Here is an 18,713-nt window from a genome sequence, read left to right as displayed (position 1 = left end):
GCACCCCCCTTGAAGAAGGAGACCACCCCCCATGTCGCGTCGTCGGCCCGCAGCGGCCCTCCTTTCCCTGGCCGCGCTGGCCTCGTTCACCGTCGGCTGCACCAGCGACAAGCCGGCCACGTCGGCCGGCCAGACCCCGGCCGCGGGCGCCACCGCCACTGCCACCGCCACGTCGGAGGCTCCCGCGGCGGGCACCGGAGACCAGTCCAAGTTCTTCGTCCAAGCCGACTATGACGCCCAGCTCGCCATGCGCGCGCAGACCCCGGAAGGACCCGCGGACAAGCCGTGGGAACAGGCCATCGCGCCGCAGATGACGTCCACCGCCACGTACAAGAAGGACGGGCCGTACCAGATCTGCTTCTCCAACGCGGCGGTCAACAACCCCTGGCGCCAGGTCGGGTGGAAGACCATGCAGGCCGAGGTGGCGATGCACAAGGAGATCTCCAAGCTCACCGCGCTCGACGCCGAGGGCAAGGACGACAAGCAGATCTCCGACATCGCCGAGTTGCAGGCCAAGGGCTGCGACGCGCTGATCATCTCGCCGAACACGACGGCGACGCTCACCCCGGCCGTGAAGGGCGCCTGCGCCAAGGTCCCGGTCATCGTCTTCGACCGCGGCGTCGAGACCGACTGCCCGGTGACGTTCATCAAGCCCATCGGCGGCTACCTGTTCGGCGCCGACGCCGCCGACTTCCTGATCGAGAAGGTGCCGGCCGGCGGCAAGATCCTCGCGCTGCGCATCAGCCCCGGCGTGGACGTGCTGGAGACCCGCTGGTCGGCGGCGAAGGTCGCGTTCGACAAGAGTCAGCTCAAGGTCGTCGGCGTCGAGTTCACCGACGGCGACGCGGCCAAGACCAAGAGCATCGTCAACGACTACATCCAGCGCAACGGCAAGATCGACGGCGTCTGGATGGACTCCGGCGCGACCGCGGTGGCCGCGGTCGAGGCGTTCGAGGACGCCGGGCTGCCCGTGCCGCCGATCAACGGCGAGGACCAGCAGGACTTCCTGCAGAAATGGAAGGACGGCAACCTCACCGCCCTCGCCCCCACCTACCCCACCTACCAGTGGCGTACCCCGATCATCGCCGCGCTCAAGATCCTCAAGGGAGAGGAGGTGCCCAAGCTCTGGAACCTGCCCCAACCCAAGATCACCTCAGCGAACCTGTCCACCTACCTCCAGCCGAACATGCCGCCACTGCACTACGCGCTGTGCGGCTGCGAGAACATGCCGGGCTTCCCCGAGAACTGGGGCGGCAAGAAGGGCTGAACGATGTTCCCTGTCGGAGTGAACACCTGGGTGTGGGTGTCGCCGCTGACGGACGGCGACCTGGAACGCCTCGCGCCGAAGGTCGCCGCCTGGGGGTTCGACGTCATCGAGCTCCCGGTCGAGCGGCCCGGTGACTGGGACCCGGCGCGGGCCGCCGCACTCCTCGCCGAGCACGGGCTGGCCGCCTCGGTGGTGCTGGTCATGCCCCCCGGGCGGGAGCTCGTGGCGGCCTCGCCCGAGGTGGTGAAGGAGACCCAGGACTACCTTCGCCACTGCGTCGACGTCGCGACGGCCGTCGGCTCACCGGTGATCGGCGGCCCCGCCTACGCCTCCGTTGGCAGGACCTGGCGCATGTCGCCGGGCGAACGCCAGGAGGTCTACGCGGAGCTGCGGAAGAACCTGGCCCCCGTAGCCGAGTACGCGGGCGAGCGCGGCGTGCGGATAGCCGTCGAGCCGCTCAACCGCTACGAGACCAGCCTCGTCAACACCGTTGAGCAGGCCCTGGAGGCCCTGCCCGACGGTTGCGACCTGGCGCTCGACGTCTATCACCTGAACATCGAGGAGAAGGATCCGGCGCAGGCCGTCCGCGCTGCGGCGGGCCGGATCGCGCACGTGCAGGTATGCGGGACCGACCGGGGCACCCCCGGCGCCGACCGCTTCGACTGGCCCGCCTTCATCGGCGCCCTGCGGGAGTCCGGCTACGCGGGCCCGCTCGTCATCGAATCCTTCACCGCCCACAACCAGACGATCGCCACCGCGGCCTCCATCTGGCGGCCGCTCGCACCGAGCCAGGACGCGCTCGCCTCAGAGGGGCTCGCCTTCCTGAGAACGCTCTGATCTCTCGCCACCGACTCCGCCGGTTCCTGAGGTCTCTCGGCAGGGACCCGCTTCTGGAGAGAACACCTTCAACCCCCCGGAGATTCGACATGCGTCGATTTCTTGCTGCCCTCATCCTCCCGATCCTGCTGACCTTAATGGGGACAGGGACGGCACACGCCTCCGCCCAGCACGACACCTTCCGGGCGCTGCTGTTCACCAAGGCCGTGGGATACGTCCACTCCTCGATCCCGGCCGGCGTCCAGATGATTAAGGATCTGGCCGCCGACAACCACTTCGAGGTCGTCGAGACCGCCGACTCGGCCGCGTTCAACGACGCCAACCTGGCGACGTTCGACGTGGTGATCATGCTGCAGAACTCCGGCATGGTCTGGGAGAACGACGAGCAGCGCCAGGCAATGCAGAAGTACGTACGCTCCGGCAAAGGCATCGTGGGCATCCACAACGCCCTCGACATGGGGATCGAGAACGAGTTCCCCTGGTGGGACGACCTGGTCAACGGCGGCGCCCACATGCCCGCCCACTCCCCGGGCGTCCTGCAAGGCACCGCCATGGTCGCCGACCGCGTCCACCCGTCCACCAAGAACCTGCCCCTGCGCTGGCAGCGGCCGGAGGAGTGGTACAACTTCGCCCCGAACCCCCGCGGCAACGTGCACGTCCTGGTCACCGCGGACGAGACCACCTACAACCCGGGCGGCTCCGCGATGGGGGCCGACCACCCGATCTCCTGGTGCCGCAACGCCGAGGGCGGCAAGATCTGGGCGACGGCCATGGGCCACGACACCGCCGCCTACGCCGAACCGCTCTTCCGTGAGCACGTGCTCGGCGGCGTCAAGTGGGCCGCCGGCGCCGAGGCGGGCGACTGCGGCGGCACGGTGAACAGCAGCTTCGAGAAGGTCACGCTCGACGACAACACCGCCGACCCCATGGAGCTGGACGTGGCCGCCGACGGCCGGGTCTTCTACATCCAGCGCAAGGGCGAGATCAAGATCTTCAAGCCTGACACCCACAGCACGGTCACCGCGGCCACCCTCAACGTCTACAACGGCGGCGAGGACGGCCTGGTCGGCATGGAGCTCGACCCGAAGTTCGCCGAGAACGGTTGGATCTACGTCTACTGGTCGCCCGCGGACAGCGCGGACGACGTCAACCGGCTCTCCCGCTTCACGGTGAGCGGTGACTCCATCGACCTGGCCAGCGAGAAGAAGCTCCTGGAGGTGCCCGCCTACCGGCAGCGGACCTACCCCGAGCCCGGTCACACCGGGGGCGCGGTGGAGTTCGGGCCCGACGGCTCGCTCTATCTGAGCACCGGCGACGACGTCCCGCCGAACCTGTCGCCCGACTGGCAGGGGTACGCGCCCCTCGACTGGCGGCCTGGCAAGCAGATGCTCGACGCCGCCCGTACCGCGGGCAACACCAACGACCTGCGCGGCAAGATCCTGCGGATCAAGCCGAAGGCGGACGGCGGCTACGACATTCCCGAGGGGAACCTGTTCCCGCCCGGCACCGCCAAGACCAAGCCCGAGATCTACGCCATGGGCTTCCGCAACCCGTTCAGGTTCACGGTGGACCAGAAGACCGGGTACGTGCACGCGTCGGACTACGGTCCCGACCGAGGCGGCCCGACGACCGATCGCGGTCCCGAGGGTCTGGTGGAGTACAACGTCATCAAGAAGGCCGGCAACTTCGGCTGGCCGTTCTGCCACGGCGACAACCAGCCCTACGCGCCGTACAACCCTGACACCAAGGTGGTCGGGGCCAAGTTCGACTGCGCCCACCCGGTCAACGACTCTCCCAACAACACGGGCCTGACAGAGCTCCCGCCGATCCAGCTGCCGGTCATGTGGTACGGCTACGGCACCTCGCCGAAGTTCCCCGAGCTCGGCTCCGGCGGCTCCGCTCCGATGAGCGGTCCGGTCTACCGCTACGACGCCGCCAACACGTCCACGACCAAGTTCCCCGCCTACTTCGACGGAGTGAACTTCTTCTACGAGTGGTCGCGCCACTACATCAAGGAGATCCACCTCGACGGCGACGACCAGGTACTGAAGATCAACAGCTTCCTGCCGAACCAGACCTTCCTCAAGCCGATGGACATGACCTTCGGCCGCGACGGATCGCTGTACGTGCTGGAATGGGGCGACTCGTTCGGCGGCGGCAACAACGACTCGGGCCTGTACCGCATCGACTACTCCGCGGGCGCCCGGGCGCCGGTCGCCAAGGCCACCGCGTCACGCACCGACGGCCCCGCGCCGCTCACGGTCGACTTCGACAGCGCCGGCAGCTTCGACCCCGACGGCGACCCCATCGACTTCGCCTGGGACCTCGACGGCGACGGCACCTTCGACGCCACCGGTGCCAAGGTGAGCCACACCTACTCCTCGCCCGGCCGGTTCGCCGCCCAGCTCAAGGTGACCGACGTCACCGGTAAGGAGGGGTTCGCGAACGTGCCGATCACGGTCGGCAACACCTCCCCGACCGTCACCATCGAGACGCCGCTGAACGGAAGCGTGATCGAGTTCGGCCAGGACGTGCCGTACAAGGTCAAGGTCACCGACCCCGAGGACGGCACGATCGACTGCTCCAAGGTGCTGGTGACGCCGGCGCTCGGACACGACGACCACGAGCACGAGACCGTCGAGATCCCGGGCTGCGAGGGCAAGATCTCCACCAGCGAGATCGGCGGGCACCCGGCGGGGGCCAACCTCTACTACGTCATCAACGCCCACTACACCGACAAGGGTGACAACCCGCTCACCGGCTACGCCAAGGCGGTCCTGCAGCCCAAGCGGAAGCAGGCCGAGTACTTCACCGCGATGTCGGGTGTCCGGGTCATCAGCGAGCCCGGCGCCGAGAGCGGCAAGCGCATCGGTGACATCAGCAACAACGACTGGATCTCCTTCACGCCGATGGACCTGAACGGCGTCACCGCCGTCAGCTACCGCCTGTCCAGCCCGAGCGGCGGAGGCTCCGTGGAGCTGCACGCCGACTCGCCCACCGGCACCCTGCTGGCCACGACCCCTGTTCCCCGCACGGGAGACTGGAACAACTACCAGATGACGGCGTCGGTGCCGGTGAAGTCCGACGTCCGGACGAAGACGATCTACGCCGTCTTCAAGAACAGCCAGAACAACGCCTTCGACCTGGACGCCGTCCAGTTCACCGGCGAGAACCAGGGCCCCGTGCTGCAACCGGGCACCTACACGATCACCGCCCAGCACAGCGGCAAGAACATCACGCCGACGAACGACGCCGACGACGCCAAGATCGTCCAGCTGGGCGCGACCCAGGGCCCGGACCAGAAGTGGGAGGCCATCCCGCTGTCCGACGGCAGCTACCAGCTCAAGAACGTCAAGAGCGGCAAGTGCCTGGACGTGCCGGGCGGCTCCACCGCGGCGGGCACCGAGCTCGTCCAGTGGACCTGCCATCCGGCGTCCGCCCCTGACCAGGTCAACCAGCGGTTCCTCCCCGCCGCGACCGGAGATGACTACCGGCTCACCTCGGCGGCGAGCGGCCTGTGCCTCGGCATCGCCGGCAGCTCCCCGGCCGACGGCGGCAAGCTGATCCAGTGGAACTGCATCAACGTCGACGACCAGAAGTTCAGGTTCACGCCGGTCGCCGGCGCCGACAAGACGCCTCCGGTGACCACGGCCAAGGCCGCCGAGCCGAACGGCCAGGACGGCTGGTACACCTCCGGGCCCGTCGAGGTCTCGCTGACCGCCGTCGACGACGCCTCGGACGTGGCCGCCACCGAGTACCGCCTCGACGGCGGCGAGTGGACTCCCTACACCGCGACGATCCTGGTCAGCGGGGACGGGGCACGCAAGCTGGAGTACCGCTCCCGGGACGGGGCGGGCAACGTCGAGGAGGCCCGCTCGCTCACCCTGAAGATCGACACCACCGCTCCGCAGACGACCGCGTCGTTCGCCGCGCCCAACGCCGAGGGCTGGAACAACGGGGACGTGCCGGTCGTCCTGTCCGCGCAGGACGACGCCTCGGGGGTCGCCCGCATCGAGTACGCCCTCGGCCAGGGCGCCTGGAAGGCCTACGCCGGCCAGCCCGTGGTGGTCAGCGGGGACGGCACTCACGAGCTGCGCTACCGGGCCGTCGACAAGGTCGGCACGGCCGAGCAGGAGAAGGCCGCGGTACTCAAGATCGATGGCACCCGCCCGACCCTCATGGTCTCCGGTGTCTCGGACGGCGAGGTCTACGGCGACTCCCAAGACCTGCGCATCACCTGGCAGGCCGTGGACAGCACCTCCGGCGTGAAGACGACGTCGGGCACGCTCGACGGCGCCCCGCTCGTCGCCGACTCGACGCTGGCGCTGTTCACCCAGACCCTGGCCGGCCACACGGTCGCGGCCAAGGCGGACGACAACGCCGGCAACTCGATCACGACGAACGTGCGGTTCAGCGTCACGACGTCCATGCGGGACATGCAGCAACTGATCGACAGGTTCCGCGCCGGCGACTGGCTGTCCGTGACCGCGCACAGCGCGCTGACCAACGAACTGACCAAGGCGCGCAAGGCGGAGGCGTCGGGCAAGGACGACAAGGCGGTCCGCCACCTGTCCGAAGTCAAGCGCCTGCTGGCCGACCAGCGGCTGGTGACCAGGGCCGAGGTGCGCGACACCCTGACCCGCGACGCCGACAAGGTGATCGCAGGCCTCAGCTGAACCAGCACCGACCGTAGGAGGTAGAGCCGACGTGCCCCTCTTCCCACCGGGGAGAGGGGCACGTCTGGCGCGGACAGGAACGGTTGTCGGCTCGCGCGGCCCACGACCTCGGGGCACGCCCCATCACAGAACGCCGCCCCCTGAAGGCGTCCTCGCTCACGGATCGAGCGGTGGAACCCCTGCCCAGTCAGGGAGCGGCTCGCATCTCCTTCTCCACTCCGGAGGCTCAGCGCTTCCTGAAGCCGCGACGATGCCGCCGACGATGGCGCAGGTCGTGTCGACGTCGCCGCCGGCGGTCGCCGTGGTCCACATGGCCGTTTCGAAGTCATGGCGTTCGCGGGCCGCCACCCAGAGGGTGAAGGGCACGGTGTCCTGCGCGCTGACCTGCCGTCCGTTCCCCAGCACCTGGGCGGCGAGCGCGGGATCGCTGATCGTGAGAAGCTGACGGGCCTCGGCGATCCCCTCCCGGACCATGCTCGCGGGCACGTGCTCACCGACCCGGTCGAGGAACCGTCCCGGAGAGAGATCGGGTTCCCTGACGGCCGTTGCCGCGGCCACGGCCACGGCCACGGCGCCGGCCACCGCCTCGGGGTGCGTGTGGGTGACCTGCGCCGACAGGGCGGCCTGCCGGACGACCTGCGCGAGGTCGTCGGCGAACCAGGCACCGAGCGGCGCCACTCGCATCGCGGCCCCGTTGCCCCACGAGCCCTTGCCGTCGAACAACTCAGCCGAAAGCGTCCGCCAGTCGCCGCCTTCGCGGACGAGGCGGAGCATCCGGTTGGTGGCGGGGCCGTAGCCACGGTCGAAGTCGTGACGGGCGGCGAAACTCGCCGCGAGCCTGTCCTGGTCGACAACGCCGTGATCAGCCAGGACGCGATAGACGGAGCACGCCATCTCGGTGTCATCGGTCCACTGCCATGGATCAGGTGGAAGCAGACGGCTGGAGAGGGCGTGGTGATGGGCTGGGACGAAGAACTGGGAGCCGAAGGCGTCGCCGAGAGCGAGGCCGTGCAGAGAGGCCGCGGCCCGCGCAGGAGGATGGATGGACATTCCTTTCATTGTGAGGGCCGCCGGCCGCCTGGCGAGGACGCAGACGTCGACCCGCGTGGACACGGAGATATGCGAGGGGACGCTGAGCATGATCGCGAATACGGCATCCCTGACATACTGACGGGAGGATAAATTCCCAATTGCGCAGGAAGAGATGCGTATGACCCTGAGCTTCGATCGCGGTGGCCATGGCTTCGAAGACGCGGATTGGATGCTCACGACGATGAGCGATGGTCTTTCTAGACTCCGCCGCTCGGGAAACGAGGTCGCACTTCCGACGCTCGCTCTTGGCGTGACCGGGGAGTGGCCCGCCCGGCATCAGTACAACGAGATCTGGAACGCCCTGGCGGACGAGTTGGAGCGCGGCAGCAAGGAGGCCGCAACGGTCAGCAGCCTGCTGCGAGTGTCCCGCCGTACGTTCACAGAAGCAGAGATCGCCGCCGAACAGGGGGTGCTCAATGCAGTGAGGAAGTCTCAGGCCCCCAGTGGGGCCCGCCCAGGAGACTACGCCTGGCAAAACGATGATCCAGAAGGTATTCCATCGTTCCGTGAATCCCTCGGCGACGCCGTCACGACGATCGCGCCGTGGCTCGCCGGAACGGCGGGCGTGCTCAGCGGAGCCGGCCTGCGGGCCGCGGCCGGCAAATGGAACAGCGAGGCAGCCAACGAACGCAACAGACGGACTGACGTCACCAACGACTTGAATGATCGAGCGCGCAAGGAGAACGCAAAGATGCGGGAGTCGCTCAGAAGGCATCCCAAGGCATGGGAGCAGCCCCTCCGCGACCCCGACTTCAAGAGGAGTTACTTCCCCGGGGTGGCGAAGGCGGAGGATCGTGTGACGCAGGCCAAGTCCGAGCTGGCCAAGTGGAGTGCGACCACCGAGCGTAACCTCAAGAGGGCGCGCACGTTCAGTTGGGCCGCGATAGCGGCCGGGCTTGCCTGGGCCTCGCTGATCATCCCGTCCGACGAGACTCTGGACCATGCGGTGCTCGGATGGCAGCAGCTCGCCTGGGACCTCGGAGAGATCTTCGGCCATGACACGGCGGCCGTGCGCGAAGCCGTGCTGAGTTCGTGGCAAGGAGCTTCGAGTTCGGACGCCGACCAGCGCCTGCTGGCCTTCATCGCGGCAGGGAACGTGCTCACCGAGCGGGTGGCCCGCCTCTCGCGGGCACTCGCCGAGACAGTCGACGTGCTGAAGGGCATCCACTGGACCGCCATGCTCTTCTCCACGGCTGTCACCGCGGCGATCGTCGCCTTCGGCTACGCGGGCAAGCTGAATCTCCAGTCGAAACTATTCACCGAGTTCCTGGGCTCCCGCCTCGCCACCGTAATCCTCTTGATCGCGGGGATAGCCCCCACCCTTAGCGCCGTGGGCGCCCAGTGGTGGAATCTCCGTGACATCGAGGTGTCGATCAAGCTCGGCAACCGGGAGATCACCGGGTTCCGGAGGGCCTGATAGCAGGTTCTGCCCCGTTACCCGGCAACAGCGACAGACGCTGAGGTGGCGGCAGGCCGGAATGCTATCCCGATCATTTCGCTGGTCTCGATACGGAGATCACGGCCAGGCGACGAGCTGGAACCAGACGGACTTGCCGTAGGGGGTGAGGATCCAGCCCCAGTCGTGGGAGAAGGTCTGGACGATGGCGAGACCCCGGCCGCGGATGTCGAGGTGGCTCGCCCGGCGTAGGCGGGGGAGTGCGACGCAGGCGTCGTGGACGTCCACCACGATCAACTCCTGTTCGCGGCTGACGGAGACGCGGATGGCGCTCACCGCCGGTGCGCCCGTGGGCGTGTGCGCGAGGGCGTTGGTGACGAGCTCGGACGTCGGGAGCTCGGCGACTTCCGGGATGTCCGGCCCCGCGTCCCAGTCGGCGGCCACGTCGCGGACGAACCGCCGGGCCGATGCCAGGCATCTCCCGTTGCGCGGAATTTCCGGGCTCCAGAGTGCCGTGTCGCAACTACCCTCAGTAGGGACTTCGTTACCAAGGCGGTGTTTTGAAGGCCGCGTCCGTGTCGTTGAACTCCGTTGACCTCCTCCCCCTCATGAACGAGGGGGATTCCCACGGTCGCCCGTGAGGTTTCCTGCTTCACCGCCGATTGCCCGTCGAGGAGGTGGTCTCCTGTTGAGGTCTTACATCAGCTCCACAGGCGTTTCACCTCTCCGCCAGCCCGGCGGCGAGGATGCTCCTGGCGGCGTTGACGTCCCGGTCGTGGCACGCGCCGCAGGCGCACTGCCAGGTCCGGACATCCAGCGGCATCTTGTCTTGCAGGGTGCCGCAGGCCGAGCACAGCTTGGAGGAGGGGAACCAGCGGTCGACGACCACTAGTTTCCGCCCGTACCAGGCGGCTTTGTATTCCAGCATCGAGCGCAGTTCCCGCCAGGAGGCGTCGTAGATGGCTCGGGCCAGGCGGTGGTTCTTGATCAGGTTGCGGACGGTCAGGCTTTCCACGGCGATCACTTGGTTCTCGCGAACAAGCCGTGTGCTGACTTTGTGCAGGTGGTCGCGTCTGCGGTCGACGATACGGGCGTACACCTTTGCGACGCGGAGTCTGGCCTTGGCCCGGTTCGCCGATCCCTTCTCCTTGCGTGCCAGCGCACGCTGGCCTCTGGCCAGCCTGCGCCGATCCGCCCGCTCGTGCCGGGGGTTGGCGATCTTCTCCCCGGTGGACAGCGTCGCCAACGCGGCGATGCCCACATCCACGCCCACTACGTTCTCGGCCGGGTCAAGCGGGCGGATGGCGTCCTCACACAGCAGGGACACGAACCACCGTCCGGCCGCGTCCCTGGACACCGTCACGGTGGACGGTCGCGCACCCTCGGGGAGCGGACGCGTCCACACGACGGCCAGCGGCTCATCCATCTTCGCCAGGGCGAGGCGGCCATCGCAGTAGGTGAAGGCCGAGCGGGTGTACTCGGCCGACAGGCGCGACTTCTTGCGGGACTTGAATCTCGGGCACCTGGCCCGTCCGGCGAAGAAGTTGGCGAAGGCCGCCTGCAGGTGGCGCAGCGTCTGCTGCAACGGCACCGACGACACCTCGCGCAGGAAGCCCAGCTCCTCGGTGCGCTTCCATTCCGTGAGTGCTGCCGAGGACTCCACGTAGGAGACCTTCCGGCCCTCCGCGTAGGCGCGGGTGCGTTCCTCCAGCGCCCTGTTGTAGACGAGACGGACGCAGCCGAACGTCCGGGCAAGCTCCTCAGCCTGCTCGGAGGTCGGATAGAAGCGGTACTTGAACGCCCGCTTGACCAACTGCGCCACGCACACAAGCTACTACGTTCAGTAAAGCTTCGTGCACAAGTTCGAACCAAAAGCGCGGCACTGTGCCGCGTTTCCTCTCCCGCCTGAAGGCGGGGGTTTCCACGCTCAAGGAGTTTCGATGAACGCCTCAACGACCCATCTCAGGCCGATTCGCCTGGCGTCAGATACCGGTAGCCGCTGTCGGTCTCCTCGGCGAGCCAGCCGTTGACGCTGCTGAGGCCGCGATCGTTGAGTTGGGCGTCGTGGATCGCGAACGCCCGCTGCGGCTTGATCGCGTTGACGAAGTCGATCGCCTCCGCCATCTTCATCCACGATCCCTGGGCCGGAACCAGGAGCGTCTCGATCGGCTGCTCGGGGACGTGCAGCGAGTCGCCGGGGTGGTAGAGCGCCTCGTCGATGAGGTAGCCGAGGTTCGCGCAGTCGGGTTGGCCGCCGTAGATGAACGCGTGTCGCCCGCCGACCGCCCGTACGCGGAAGCCGGCGGCGGTGAACTCCTCGCCGGAGGACACCCCGGTGACGTCCAGCCGTGGGATGTCCGCATCGGCAGGGGCGTAGACCGGCACGCCGAGCCCGGCCAGCCGGAGGGTGTCGACGTGATCGGCGTGCTCGTGCGTCACCAGCACGGCGTCGGCGCCGGTCAGGGCGGCCGGCTCGCTCCACGTGCCGGGATCAATGACCAGCACCCGGCCGTCGTGTTCGAGCCGTACACACGCGTGGGTGTACTTCGTGATCCGCATGACGTCCCAAGGTACGCCCGCCGCACCGCGCACCCGCAATCGTGGCCGGCCGGGATATGCGGGAAGGGGGAGAGCATGGACGTCGAGCAGGCTCGGGAGATGTTCGGTGGCGAGCGGGTCGCCCGGCTTGCCACCGCCGATGCCGGGGGGACACCGCATCTGGTGCCCGTCGCGTTCGCCGTGCGCGCCGACCGGGTGGTGACCGCGATCGACCACAAGCCCAAGACGACCGTCGACCTGCGGCGGCTGCGGAACATCCGGGCGAACCCCAAGGTCAGCGTGCTGGCCGACCACTACGAGGACGACTGGACGCGGTTGTGGTGGGTGCGCGCCGACGGCTCGGCCCGCGTCGTGGAGGACGGCCCGGAGCGCGAGTCGGCGCTCGACTGGCTGGCCGCCAAGTACGACCAGTACCGGAGGCGCCGCCCCGACGGGCCGGTGATCGTCGTGGACGTGGTCCGCTGGTCCGGGTGGTCGTTCTCGGGCTAGCCCGGCGGCGGCGTGCGTCGTGGACGCCGCTACGGTGGCCGGGTGAAGGGTGCGTTGCTGGTCGCGGGGACCACGTCCGATGCGGGGAAGAGCGTGGTCACGGCGGGCATCTGCCGGTGGCTGGCCCGCCGGGGAGTCCGGGTGGCGCCGTTCAAGGCGCAGAACATGTCGCTCAACTCGTACGTCACGGCCGACGGCGCCGAGATCGGACGCGCCCAGGCTGTGCAGGCGCAGGCCGCCGGGGTCGAGCCGGTCGCGGACATGAACCCGATCCTCCTCAAACCGGGCAGCGACCGCCGCAGCCAGGTCGTCCTGATGGGGCGGCCGGTCGCCGACGTCGACGCCATGGAGTACGGCGAGTTGCGGGACCTGCTGCGCGCGTCCGCGCTCGACGCGTTCGGCAGGCTGCGCGAGGCGTACGACGTGGTGGTCTGCGAGGGCGCGGGCAGCCCCGCCGAGATCAACCTGCGCCGGGGCGACCTGGCGAACATGGGGCTGGCCAGGGCGGCGAACCTCCCGGTGATCGTGGTCGGTGACATCGACAGGGGCGGCGTGTTCGCCGCGTTCTACGGCACGGTGGGCCTCCTGGATGAAGCCGACCAATCGCTTATTTCCGGATTCGTCGTTAACAAGTTCCGGGGCGCGCGGGAACTCCTTGAACCCGGCCTGGACCAGCTGCGCCGCCTGACCGGCCGCGAGGTCTACGGCGTCCTGCCCTGGCTGGACGGCCTCTGGCTGGACGTCGAGGACTCCCTCGCGCTCGACAGCCGTACCGTCCCGACCCGCAGGCCGCACGGCAGGCAGACGCTCCGGGTCGCGGTGGCCAGGCTGCCGCGCATCTCCAACTTCACCGACCTGGACGCGCTGGCCGCCGAGCCGGGCGTGCACGTCCGCTTCGCCACAGACCCGGTCGAACTGGACGACGCTGACCTGGTGGTGCTGCCGGGTTCCCGGGCCACGGTGTCGGACCTGCGCTGGCTGCGCGAGAGCGGCCTGGCCGCCGCGCTGAGCGCACGCGAGCGGCCGGTCCTCGGCATCTGCGGCGGCTTCCAGATGCTCGGACGCGAGATCGTGGACGAGGTGGAGTCCGGCGCCGGCCGGGTCGACGGGCTCGGCCTGCTACCGGTACGGGTCGAGTTCGCCAAGGAGAAGACGCTCTCCCGGCCGCTCGGCCACGCCTACGGGCACCTGGTACGGGCGTACGAGATCCACCACGGGGTCACCACCGTCGAGGGCGGCGAGCCGTTCCTTGACGGCTGCCGCGCGGGGAACGTCTGGGGCACCACCTGGCACGGCGCCCTGGAGAACGACGCGTTCCGCCGCGCCTTCCTGCGGGACGTGGCCGAGCGTGCCGGGCGCGACTTCGTCCCCGCCCCCGGCACGGACTTCGCCCGGCTGCGCGAGGAACGCCTCGACGCCCTCGGCGACCTCGTCGAACGGCATCTCGACACCGACGCGCTGCTGCGGCTCATCGAGCACGGCCCGCCCGCCGTGCCGATCCTCCCGCCCGGAGCCCTGACCTGAATCGGATCTGGTCCGCAGATACCGGGCAGAGGCCTGGCACGCCGGCACGTTACCCGCGCGGCCGGAGCTCGACCGCTACCGCGAAGCGGGGATGCGGGCCGCCGAGCTGGGAGTCCCGCTGCGGGCACTGGTCGACGCCGCGCTCGCCGCCGCCGAGGACACGCCGGGGCTCGCCGTGCCATGACGGCTGCGGAGCGGAACCCGGCCGGGCATTCACCCGTTGTCCTGACATGACGAGACCGCAGCTCCTCTGCCCCCTCTGCCACGGCACCGAGTTCCAGCAGGAAGAGGGGCGACTCGACAGCAAATGGGGCGTCACCTCCCACCGCATGACCCTGATGATCTGCACGCGCTGCCGCTACATCCTGCACTTCTACGACAAGCACTCGATCTTCGACTTCGACTGAACGTCCGATCAGTCCGGCCGGATGACGTGGCCTGGGGCCGTCAGGGCGGTGGCGTCCGGGGTTACGGGATGAGGAGCAGTTTGCCCGTGGTGCGGCGGGCGGCCAGGTCCTCCTGGGCCCGCCCGGCCTCCGCCAGCGGGTAGCGACGAGAGATGTTGATCTTCAGGTCTCCGGACGCGATCCACCCGAACAGGTCCGACGCCCGCCAGAGCAGCTCGTCGCGGTCGGCGATGTAGTGGAGCAGCGTCGGACGGGTCAGGAAGAGGGAGCCACCCTTGTTGAGCCGCTGCGGATCGACCGGCGGCACCGGCCCGCTCGCCGCCCCGTACAGCGCCATCAGGCCGCGCGGCCTGAGCGCCTCGAGGCTGCCGTCGAACGTGGCGGCCCCCACGCCGTCGTACACGACGTCGATCCGGTGGCGCAGCTTGCCGGCGAAGTCCTCGTAGCTCAGCACCTCGTCGGCGCCCGCCTCACGGGCGATCTTCGCCTTCTCCTCGCTGGAGACGGTGGTGTGCACGGTGGCGCCCCTGAGCTTGGCGAGCTGGATCAGCAGCTGCCCCATCCCTCCGGCGCCGGCGTGGACGAGCACGTTGTCGCCCGGCTTCACCTCATGCGTGGAGCGGGTGAGGTAGTGCGCGGTCATCCCCTGGAGCATCGTGGCGGCCGCCAGCTCGGCCGTCACCCCGTCAGGCACCGGCGCCGCCCGCTCGGCCGGGATCACGGCCTTCTCCGCGTAGCTCCCGAGCACGTTGGCCCACGCCACCGTGTCGCCGACCGCGACGTCCGACACCCCCTCGCCCACGGCGGACACGACGCCCGCCCCTTCGGACCCGATCAGGCTGGGCAGGGGCAGCTGGTACGCCCCCGAGCGGTGGTAGACGTCGATGAAGTTCACGCCGCTGGCGGCGACGTCGACCACGACCTCCCCTTCGCCCGGCACCGGGTCGGGGCGCTGCACGTACTCGAGAACCTCTGGGCCGCCCTGGGCGGAGATGACGATGGCACGCATGCCCCTAGTCAACCCCGACCTCCGGCAGCTGATTCCACCGGCCCGTCTCCATGCGCGTGCTGCCGGCGGGGCCGCATCGCGGCGAGGGCGGCTGCGGGGTCGTCGGCGAACAAGCGGATCGTGCGGGCCTCGGCGCGGCCGCCGAGGGGCCGGACGGCCGTGATCGGCTCGGTCAGCTCCAGAATCAGGTTGGTCTGGGACGCCACCGCCACCGCCAGCCGATCGCCGTCCACCTTGATCGTGCTGCTCTCGTTGAAGTTGCGCACGTGCCGCACCCTGGCGATCAACTCGCGCGGGACGCGCAGGTCGAAGAACGCGCCGTAGCGGATGCGCACCTCGTCGTCCGAGACGACGTGCGGACGGGTGACGCAGGCCGCGATGACCGCGAGCACGATCAGGACCGTGTAGGCGTCGGCGACCAGGATCACGGTGCGCAGGCCGACCGGCGCGCCGAACGCCCGCAGCAGGACTTCCGCGCCCACCAGCTCCACGACCATGGCGCCCAGGAGGATCATCATCGTGAGGGTCTGCGCGCGGGAGTAGGAGACGGCGGTGGCGCCGTCGGGGACGCCGTGGCGGCGACGGGCGACCCACAGGGCGAGACTGATCAGGCCCTTCAGGTCGAACCCCATCATCCGTCGCACCTGCTGGGGAACCAGCTGCTCGTAGGCGGCGCGCAACGCCGTCCGGCGGTCCGCGCCACCCCGGCGCGCGGCCCGGAACAGCCGGTACGCGGTCACCGCCTCCAGGACGAGCGCCGCGACGACGGCCGCCTCGGCCACCGCGACCACGGGGAGCGGCAGCGACACACCCGACACGAGCAGGACCGCGAGCACCAGCTCCGCGGGGACCATGGCGAACAGCGCGGCACGCGCGACCCTCAACATCACCCTCGCTCCTTCGACTGGAAGACCTCGGCCTGCGTGCGCGGCGGGCGTCGTCGGCGTCACCCTCGCTCCCTCAGCTGAGCCACGAGCAGCTGGAAGACCTCGGCCTGCGCGGCGGGCAGCTCCCGCAACAGCTCCTCCAGCCACTGGCCGGTGTTGGTGTCGTCGAGGCTCGTGATCATCACCGAGACCATCTCGTCGGGAAGGTGGGTCGCGAGGTCACGGGCGACCACGGCGACGCGCGGATCACCAGGGTCGGCGTCGGCGAGCTCGTCCAGGCGGGCGATGAGGGCGTGCCCCCGGGCGTACGCCTCAGGCTCGGTGAGGGGCCGCAACAGATCGGCGAACTCGGCTCGACCGGCCGGGTCGCTCACGCTGGCTACCAGGGTCAGCAGTTCGCGGTCGAATTCGGCGAACCACGAACTCCCGGTGGGGAGGCCGCGCAGCACCTCCGCCATGTCGGGCGACACCGTCGAGTCGGGGTGCAGGTCCGCCTCCGCCAGCAGAGCCGCCAGCCGGGCCCTTCTGGCGGCGATCGCCGCCTGCTCCCTGGCCAGGTCGGCGTCGAGCTCCAGAAGCATCTCCCGCAGCTCGCGGCCCTGGTCGTCGGCCAGGACGTCGCGGATCTCGTCGAGCGACAGGCCCAGTTCGGCCAGCCGTCGCACCCGGGCGAGCGCCACCGCGTCGCGCAGCCGGTACTCCCGGTAGCCGTTGGCCAGCCGTTCGGGCTCGGGGAGAAGCCCTTGATGGTGGTAGTGGCGCACGGTCCGGGTGGACACCCCGACCAGCGTCGCAAGTTCGCCGATCCTCATGCCCTCATTGGACACGTTGACGCCACGTCAAGGTCAAGCGCCGCGATCTTCTCATCGGCCCGCGAGACCGTCGCCGGTTCGGCCCGGCGGCGGGAACTCCCGGCATCCGGGTGGGGGCGGTGCTTCTCGCCCCGCACGGGTGGTCAGCCGATTCTGGCGAGGGCTCCGGCCTCCAGGGCGACCCAGATCGCGCCGTCGGGGCCGACCGTGAGCCCGTGCGGCTCGGCCGGTTTCGGCGGGTCAGCGGGGGCCGGAGGTGCCGGGAGGGGGTGCTCCTCGATGGCGCCGTCGGTGGTGATGCGGCCGACGCGGTTGGCGGCCCATTCGGTGAACCAGAGGGCGTTGTCGGGGCCGGTGACGATGGCGTGCGGACGGGAGGACCGGTCAGGAAGAGCGAATTCGGTGACCTTTCCGGACGTGTCCATCCGGCCGATCTGGCCCGCGCCGATCTCCACGAACCACAGCGCACCGTCAGGCCCGGAGGTGATGCCCACGGGGGCGGCGCCCTCGGTGGGCAGCGGATGGAGCGTGACCTCGCCCGACAGGGTGACGCGCCCGATGGCGTTGCCCTGGTTGACGGTGAACCAGAGGGCGTCGTCGGGGCCCGCCGTGATCGCCGAGGGCATGCCGCCCTCCAGAGGAACCGGGAAGCCGGTGATCGCCCCGTCGGGGCCGATGCGCCCGACGCGGTCGGCCTGGAGCTGGGTGAACCACATCGCGCCGTCGGGCCCGGCGGTGATGCCGTAGGGTGCGCTGACCTCGTACGAGGTCACCTCGCCCGCTGCGGTGATGCGCCCGACCCGGCCGCCCTGGAACTCGGTGAACCACATCGCCCCGTCGAGACCGGGCGTGATCACGGTGGGGCCGCCGTCGGCCGGGGTGAGCTGGTGCAGGACGGGGGCCTCGCCCGGGATGACCCTGCCGACCCGCCCCTCGTGCACCAGGGTGAACCACAGGGCGCCGTCGGGGCCGGTGGCGATGCCGTACGGTGAGCCGCCCGGAATGTCGATCAACATGTGTGCCCACCTGAAATCTCTGACTCCACGCCTCTGAACCAGGATGGAGGTCAAATCGCAACTATTGTAGCGTTAGTTTGGCAGGAGAGAGCAGCTAACGCAACTGGAGTTGTGTTTGGAGACGAGCAAGCGTCCCGGCGGGCGCAGCGCGCGGGTGCGCGACGCCGTCCGGCAGGCCACGCTCGCGGAGTTGGCCGAGCACGGCTACGGCGGGCTGACGGTCGAGAACGTGGCAGAGCGGTCAGGCGTCCACAAGACGACCGTCTACCGGCGCTGGGGCAGCGTAGAGGGGCTGATCTCCGACGCGCTGGAGCTGGCCCGTGACGAGCCGTGGCCGGTGCCCGACACCGGCACGATCGAGGACGACCTGCGGGGCGTCGCCCGGTTGGTGCGCAACGGGTTCGACGACCCGGAGCTGGGCCCGGTGTCGTCGGCGTTCGTCGCGGCGGCCACCCAGCACCCCGACGCCGCGCGGGCGCTGCACGACTTCTTCATGGCCCGCCACGACCAGGCCGCGGACGTCGTGCGCCGCGCGATCGCCCGTGGCGAGCTGCCCGACACGGTGGACGTCCGGGAGGTGATCAGGGTCGCGGTCGCGCCCATCTACTACCGGCTGTTCGTCGCGTACGAGCCGGTGACCGAGCGCGACGCCGACCGCGCGGCCGACGCGGCACTGGCCGCGGCCCGCGCCGGAGTCCTCTAGGCCCCGCGCGGTTCGAAACGCGCTGCCGGTCCGCCGCTA

At 69.6% G+C, this 18,713-nt stretch carries 16 protein-coding genes; 8 read left to right on the top strand and 8 right to left on the bottom strand.

Annotated elements, in window-relative coordinates:
* Positions 1-31 precede the first annotated feature (31 nt).
* The 3 genes from ABZ297_RS12330 (at position 32) to ABZ297_RS12320 (ending at position 6,780) form a co-directional block, all read left to right on the top strand.
* Entirely contained in the window at positions 32-1,267 is a 1,236-nt protein-coding gene (locus tag ABZ297_RS12330) for a substrate-binding domain-containing protein (protein WP_355343649.1), read from the top strand.
* A 3-nt stretch (positions 1,268-1,270) separates the two neighbouring features.
* Complete coding sequence (locus ABZ297_RS12325) at positions 1,271-2,104, top strand: sugar phosphate isomerase/epimerase family protein (RefSeq protein WP_355343646.1); 834 nt, start codon at positions 1,271-1,273, stop codon at positions 2,102-2,104.
* Positions 2,105-2,241: 137 nt separating this feature from the next.
* A complete protein-coding gene (locus ABZ297_RS12320; protein WP_355343643.1) occupies positions 2,242-6,780 on the top strand; it encodes a ThuA domain-containing protein in 4,539 nt (1,512 codons plus the stop codon).
* A gap of 156 nt (positions 6,781-6,936) precedes the next feature.
* On the opposite strand, the gene ABZ297_RS12315 is transcribed toward ABZ297_RS12320, so the two are convergent.
* Positions 6,937-7,830, bottom strand: a complete 894-nt coding sequence (locus ABZ297_RS12315) for an ADP-ribosylglycohydrolase family protein (protein WP_355343640.1) — start codon at positions 7,828-7,830, stop codon at positions 6,937-6,939.
* A 160-nt stretch (positions 7,831-7,990) separates the two neighbouring features.
* Between ABZ297_RS12315 and ABZ297_RS12310 the strand changes: the two genes are divergently transcribed.
* Positions 7,991-9,289 (top strand): hypothetical protein, encoded by a 1,299-nt coding sequence (locus tag ABZ297_RS12310; protein ID WP_355343637.1) that lies wholly within the window; start codon positions 7,991-7,993, stop codon positions 9,287-9,289.
* A 99-nt stretch (positions 9,290-9,388) separates the two neighbouring features.
* On the opposite strand, the gene ABZ297_RS12305 is transcribed toward ABZ297_RS12310, so the two are convergent.
* The 3 genes from ABZ297_RS12305 to ABZ297_RS12295 all read right to left on the bottom strand — a co-directional run bounded on the left by ABZ297_RS12305 (position 9,389) and on the right by ABZ297_RS12295 (position 11,827).
* Positions 9,389-9,742 (bottom strand): ATP-binding protein, encoded by a 354-nt coding sequence (locus ABZ297_RS12305; RefSeq protein ID WP_355343797.1) that lies wholly within the window; start codon positions 9,740-9,742, stop codon positions 9,389-9,391.
* 244 nt (positions 9,743-9,986) lie between these two features.
* Positions 9,987-11,090, bottom strand: a complete 1,104-nt coding sequence (locus tag ABZ297_RS12300) for an RNA-guided endonuclease TnpB family protein (RefSeq protein WP_355343634.1) — start codon at positions 11,088-11,090, stop codon at positions 9,987-9,989.
* Positions 11,091-11,230: 140 nt separating this feature from the next.
* On the bottom strand, positions 11,231-11,827 hold the full coding sequence (locus tag ABZ297_RS12295; protein ID WP_355343631.1) for an MBL fold metallo-hydrolase: 597 nt from the start codon (positions 11,825-11,827) through the stop codon (positions 11,231-11,233).
* Positions 11,828-11,902: 75 nt separating this feature from the next.
* Here ABZ297_RS12295 and ABZ297_RS12290 point away from each other — a divergent pair, with 75 nt between their 5' ends.
* The 3 genes from ABZ297_RS12290 (at position 11,903) to ABZ297_RS12280 (ending at position 14,247) form a co-directional block, all read left to right on the top strand.
* Complete coding sequence (locus tag ABZ297_RS12290) at positions 11,903-12,316, top strand: TIGR03668 family PPOX class F420-dependent oxidoreductase (protein WP_355343628.1); 414 nt, start codon at positions 11,903-11,905, stop codon at positions 12,314-12,316.
* 42 nt (positions 12,317-12,358) lie between these two features.
* Positions 12,359-13,840 carry a cobyric acid synthase gene (locus ABZ297_RS12285; protein ID WP_355343625.1) on the top strand — a complete coding sequence of 494 codons (1,482 nt, stop codon included), beginning with the start codon at positions 12,359-12,361 and terminating at the stop codon, positions 13,838-13,840.
* 230 nt (positions 13,841-14,070) lie between these two features.
* Positions 14,071-14,247 (top strand): hypothetical protein, encoded by a 177-nt coding sequence (locus ABZ297_RS12280; RefSeq protein ID WP_355343622.1) that lies wholly within the window; start codon positions 14,071-14,073, stop codon positions 14,245-14,247.
* Between the two features lie 61 nt (positions 14,248-14,308).
* Here the strand turns inward: ABZ297_RS12280 and ABZ297_RS12275 are convergent, their stop codons facing one another.
* From ABZ297_RS12275 to ABZ297_RS12260, 4 genes are all read right to left on the bottom strand, one after another.
* Entirely contained in the window at positions 14,309-15,256 is a 948-nt protein-coding gene (locus ABZ297_RS12275) for a quinone oxidoreductase (RefSeq protein ID WP_355343619.1), read from the bottom strand.
* Positions 15,257-15,264: 8 nt separating this feature from the next.
* Positions 15,265-16,143, bottom strand: a complete 879-nt coding sequence (locus tag ABZ297_RS12270; protein WP_355343616.1) for a hypothetical protein — start codon at positions 16,141-16,143, stop codon at positions 15,265-15,267.
* Between the two features lie 59 nt (positions 16,144-16,202).
* Positions 16,203-16,955 carry a MerR family transcriptional regulator gene (locus ABZ297_RS12265; protein ID WP_355343613.1) on the bottom strand — a complete coding sequence of 251 codons (753 nt, stop codon included), beginning with the start codon at positions 16,953-16,955 and terminating at the stop codon, positions 16,203-16,205.
* 143 nt (positions 16,956-17,098) lie between these two features.
* Positions 17,099-17,971: a virginiamycin B lyase gene (locus ABZ297_RS12260; RefSeq protein WP_355343610.1), complete on the bottom strand. Its 873-nt coding sequence runs from the start codon at positions 17,969-17,971 to the stop codon at positions 17,099-17,101.
* Between the two features lie 109 nt (positions 17,972-18,080).
* Between ABZ297_RS12260 and ABZ297_RS12255 the strand changes: the two genes are divergently transcribed.
* Entirely contained in the window at positions 18,081-18,674 is a 594-nt protein-coding gene (locus ABZ297_RS12255; RefSeq protein ID WP_355343607.1) for a TetR/AcrR family transcriptional regulator, read from the top strand.
* Positions 18,675-18,713 lie beyond the last annotated feature (39 nt).

This window comes from Nonomuraea sp. NPDC005983 (assembly GCF_040614375.1).
GTDB lineage: Bacteria > Actinomycetota > Actinomycetes > Streptosporangiales > Streptosporangiaceae > Nonomuraea.
Note: the sequence above shows the minus strand (reverse complement) of the source record. Positions and strands in the feature narration are given on the sequence as shown.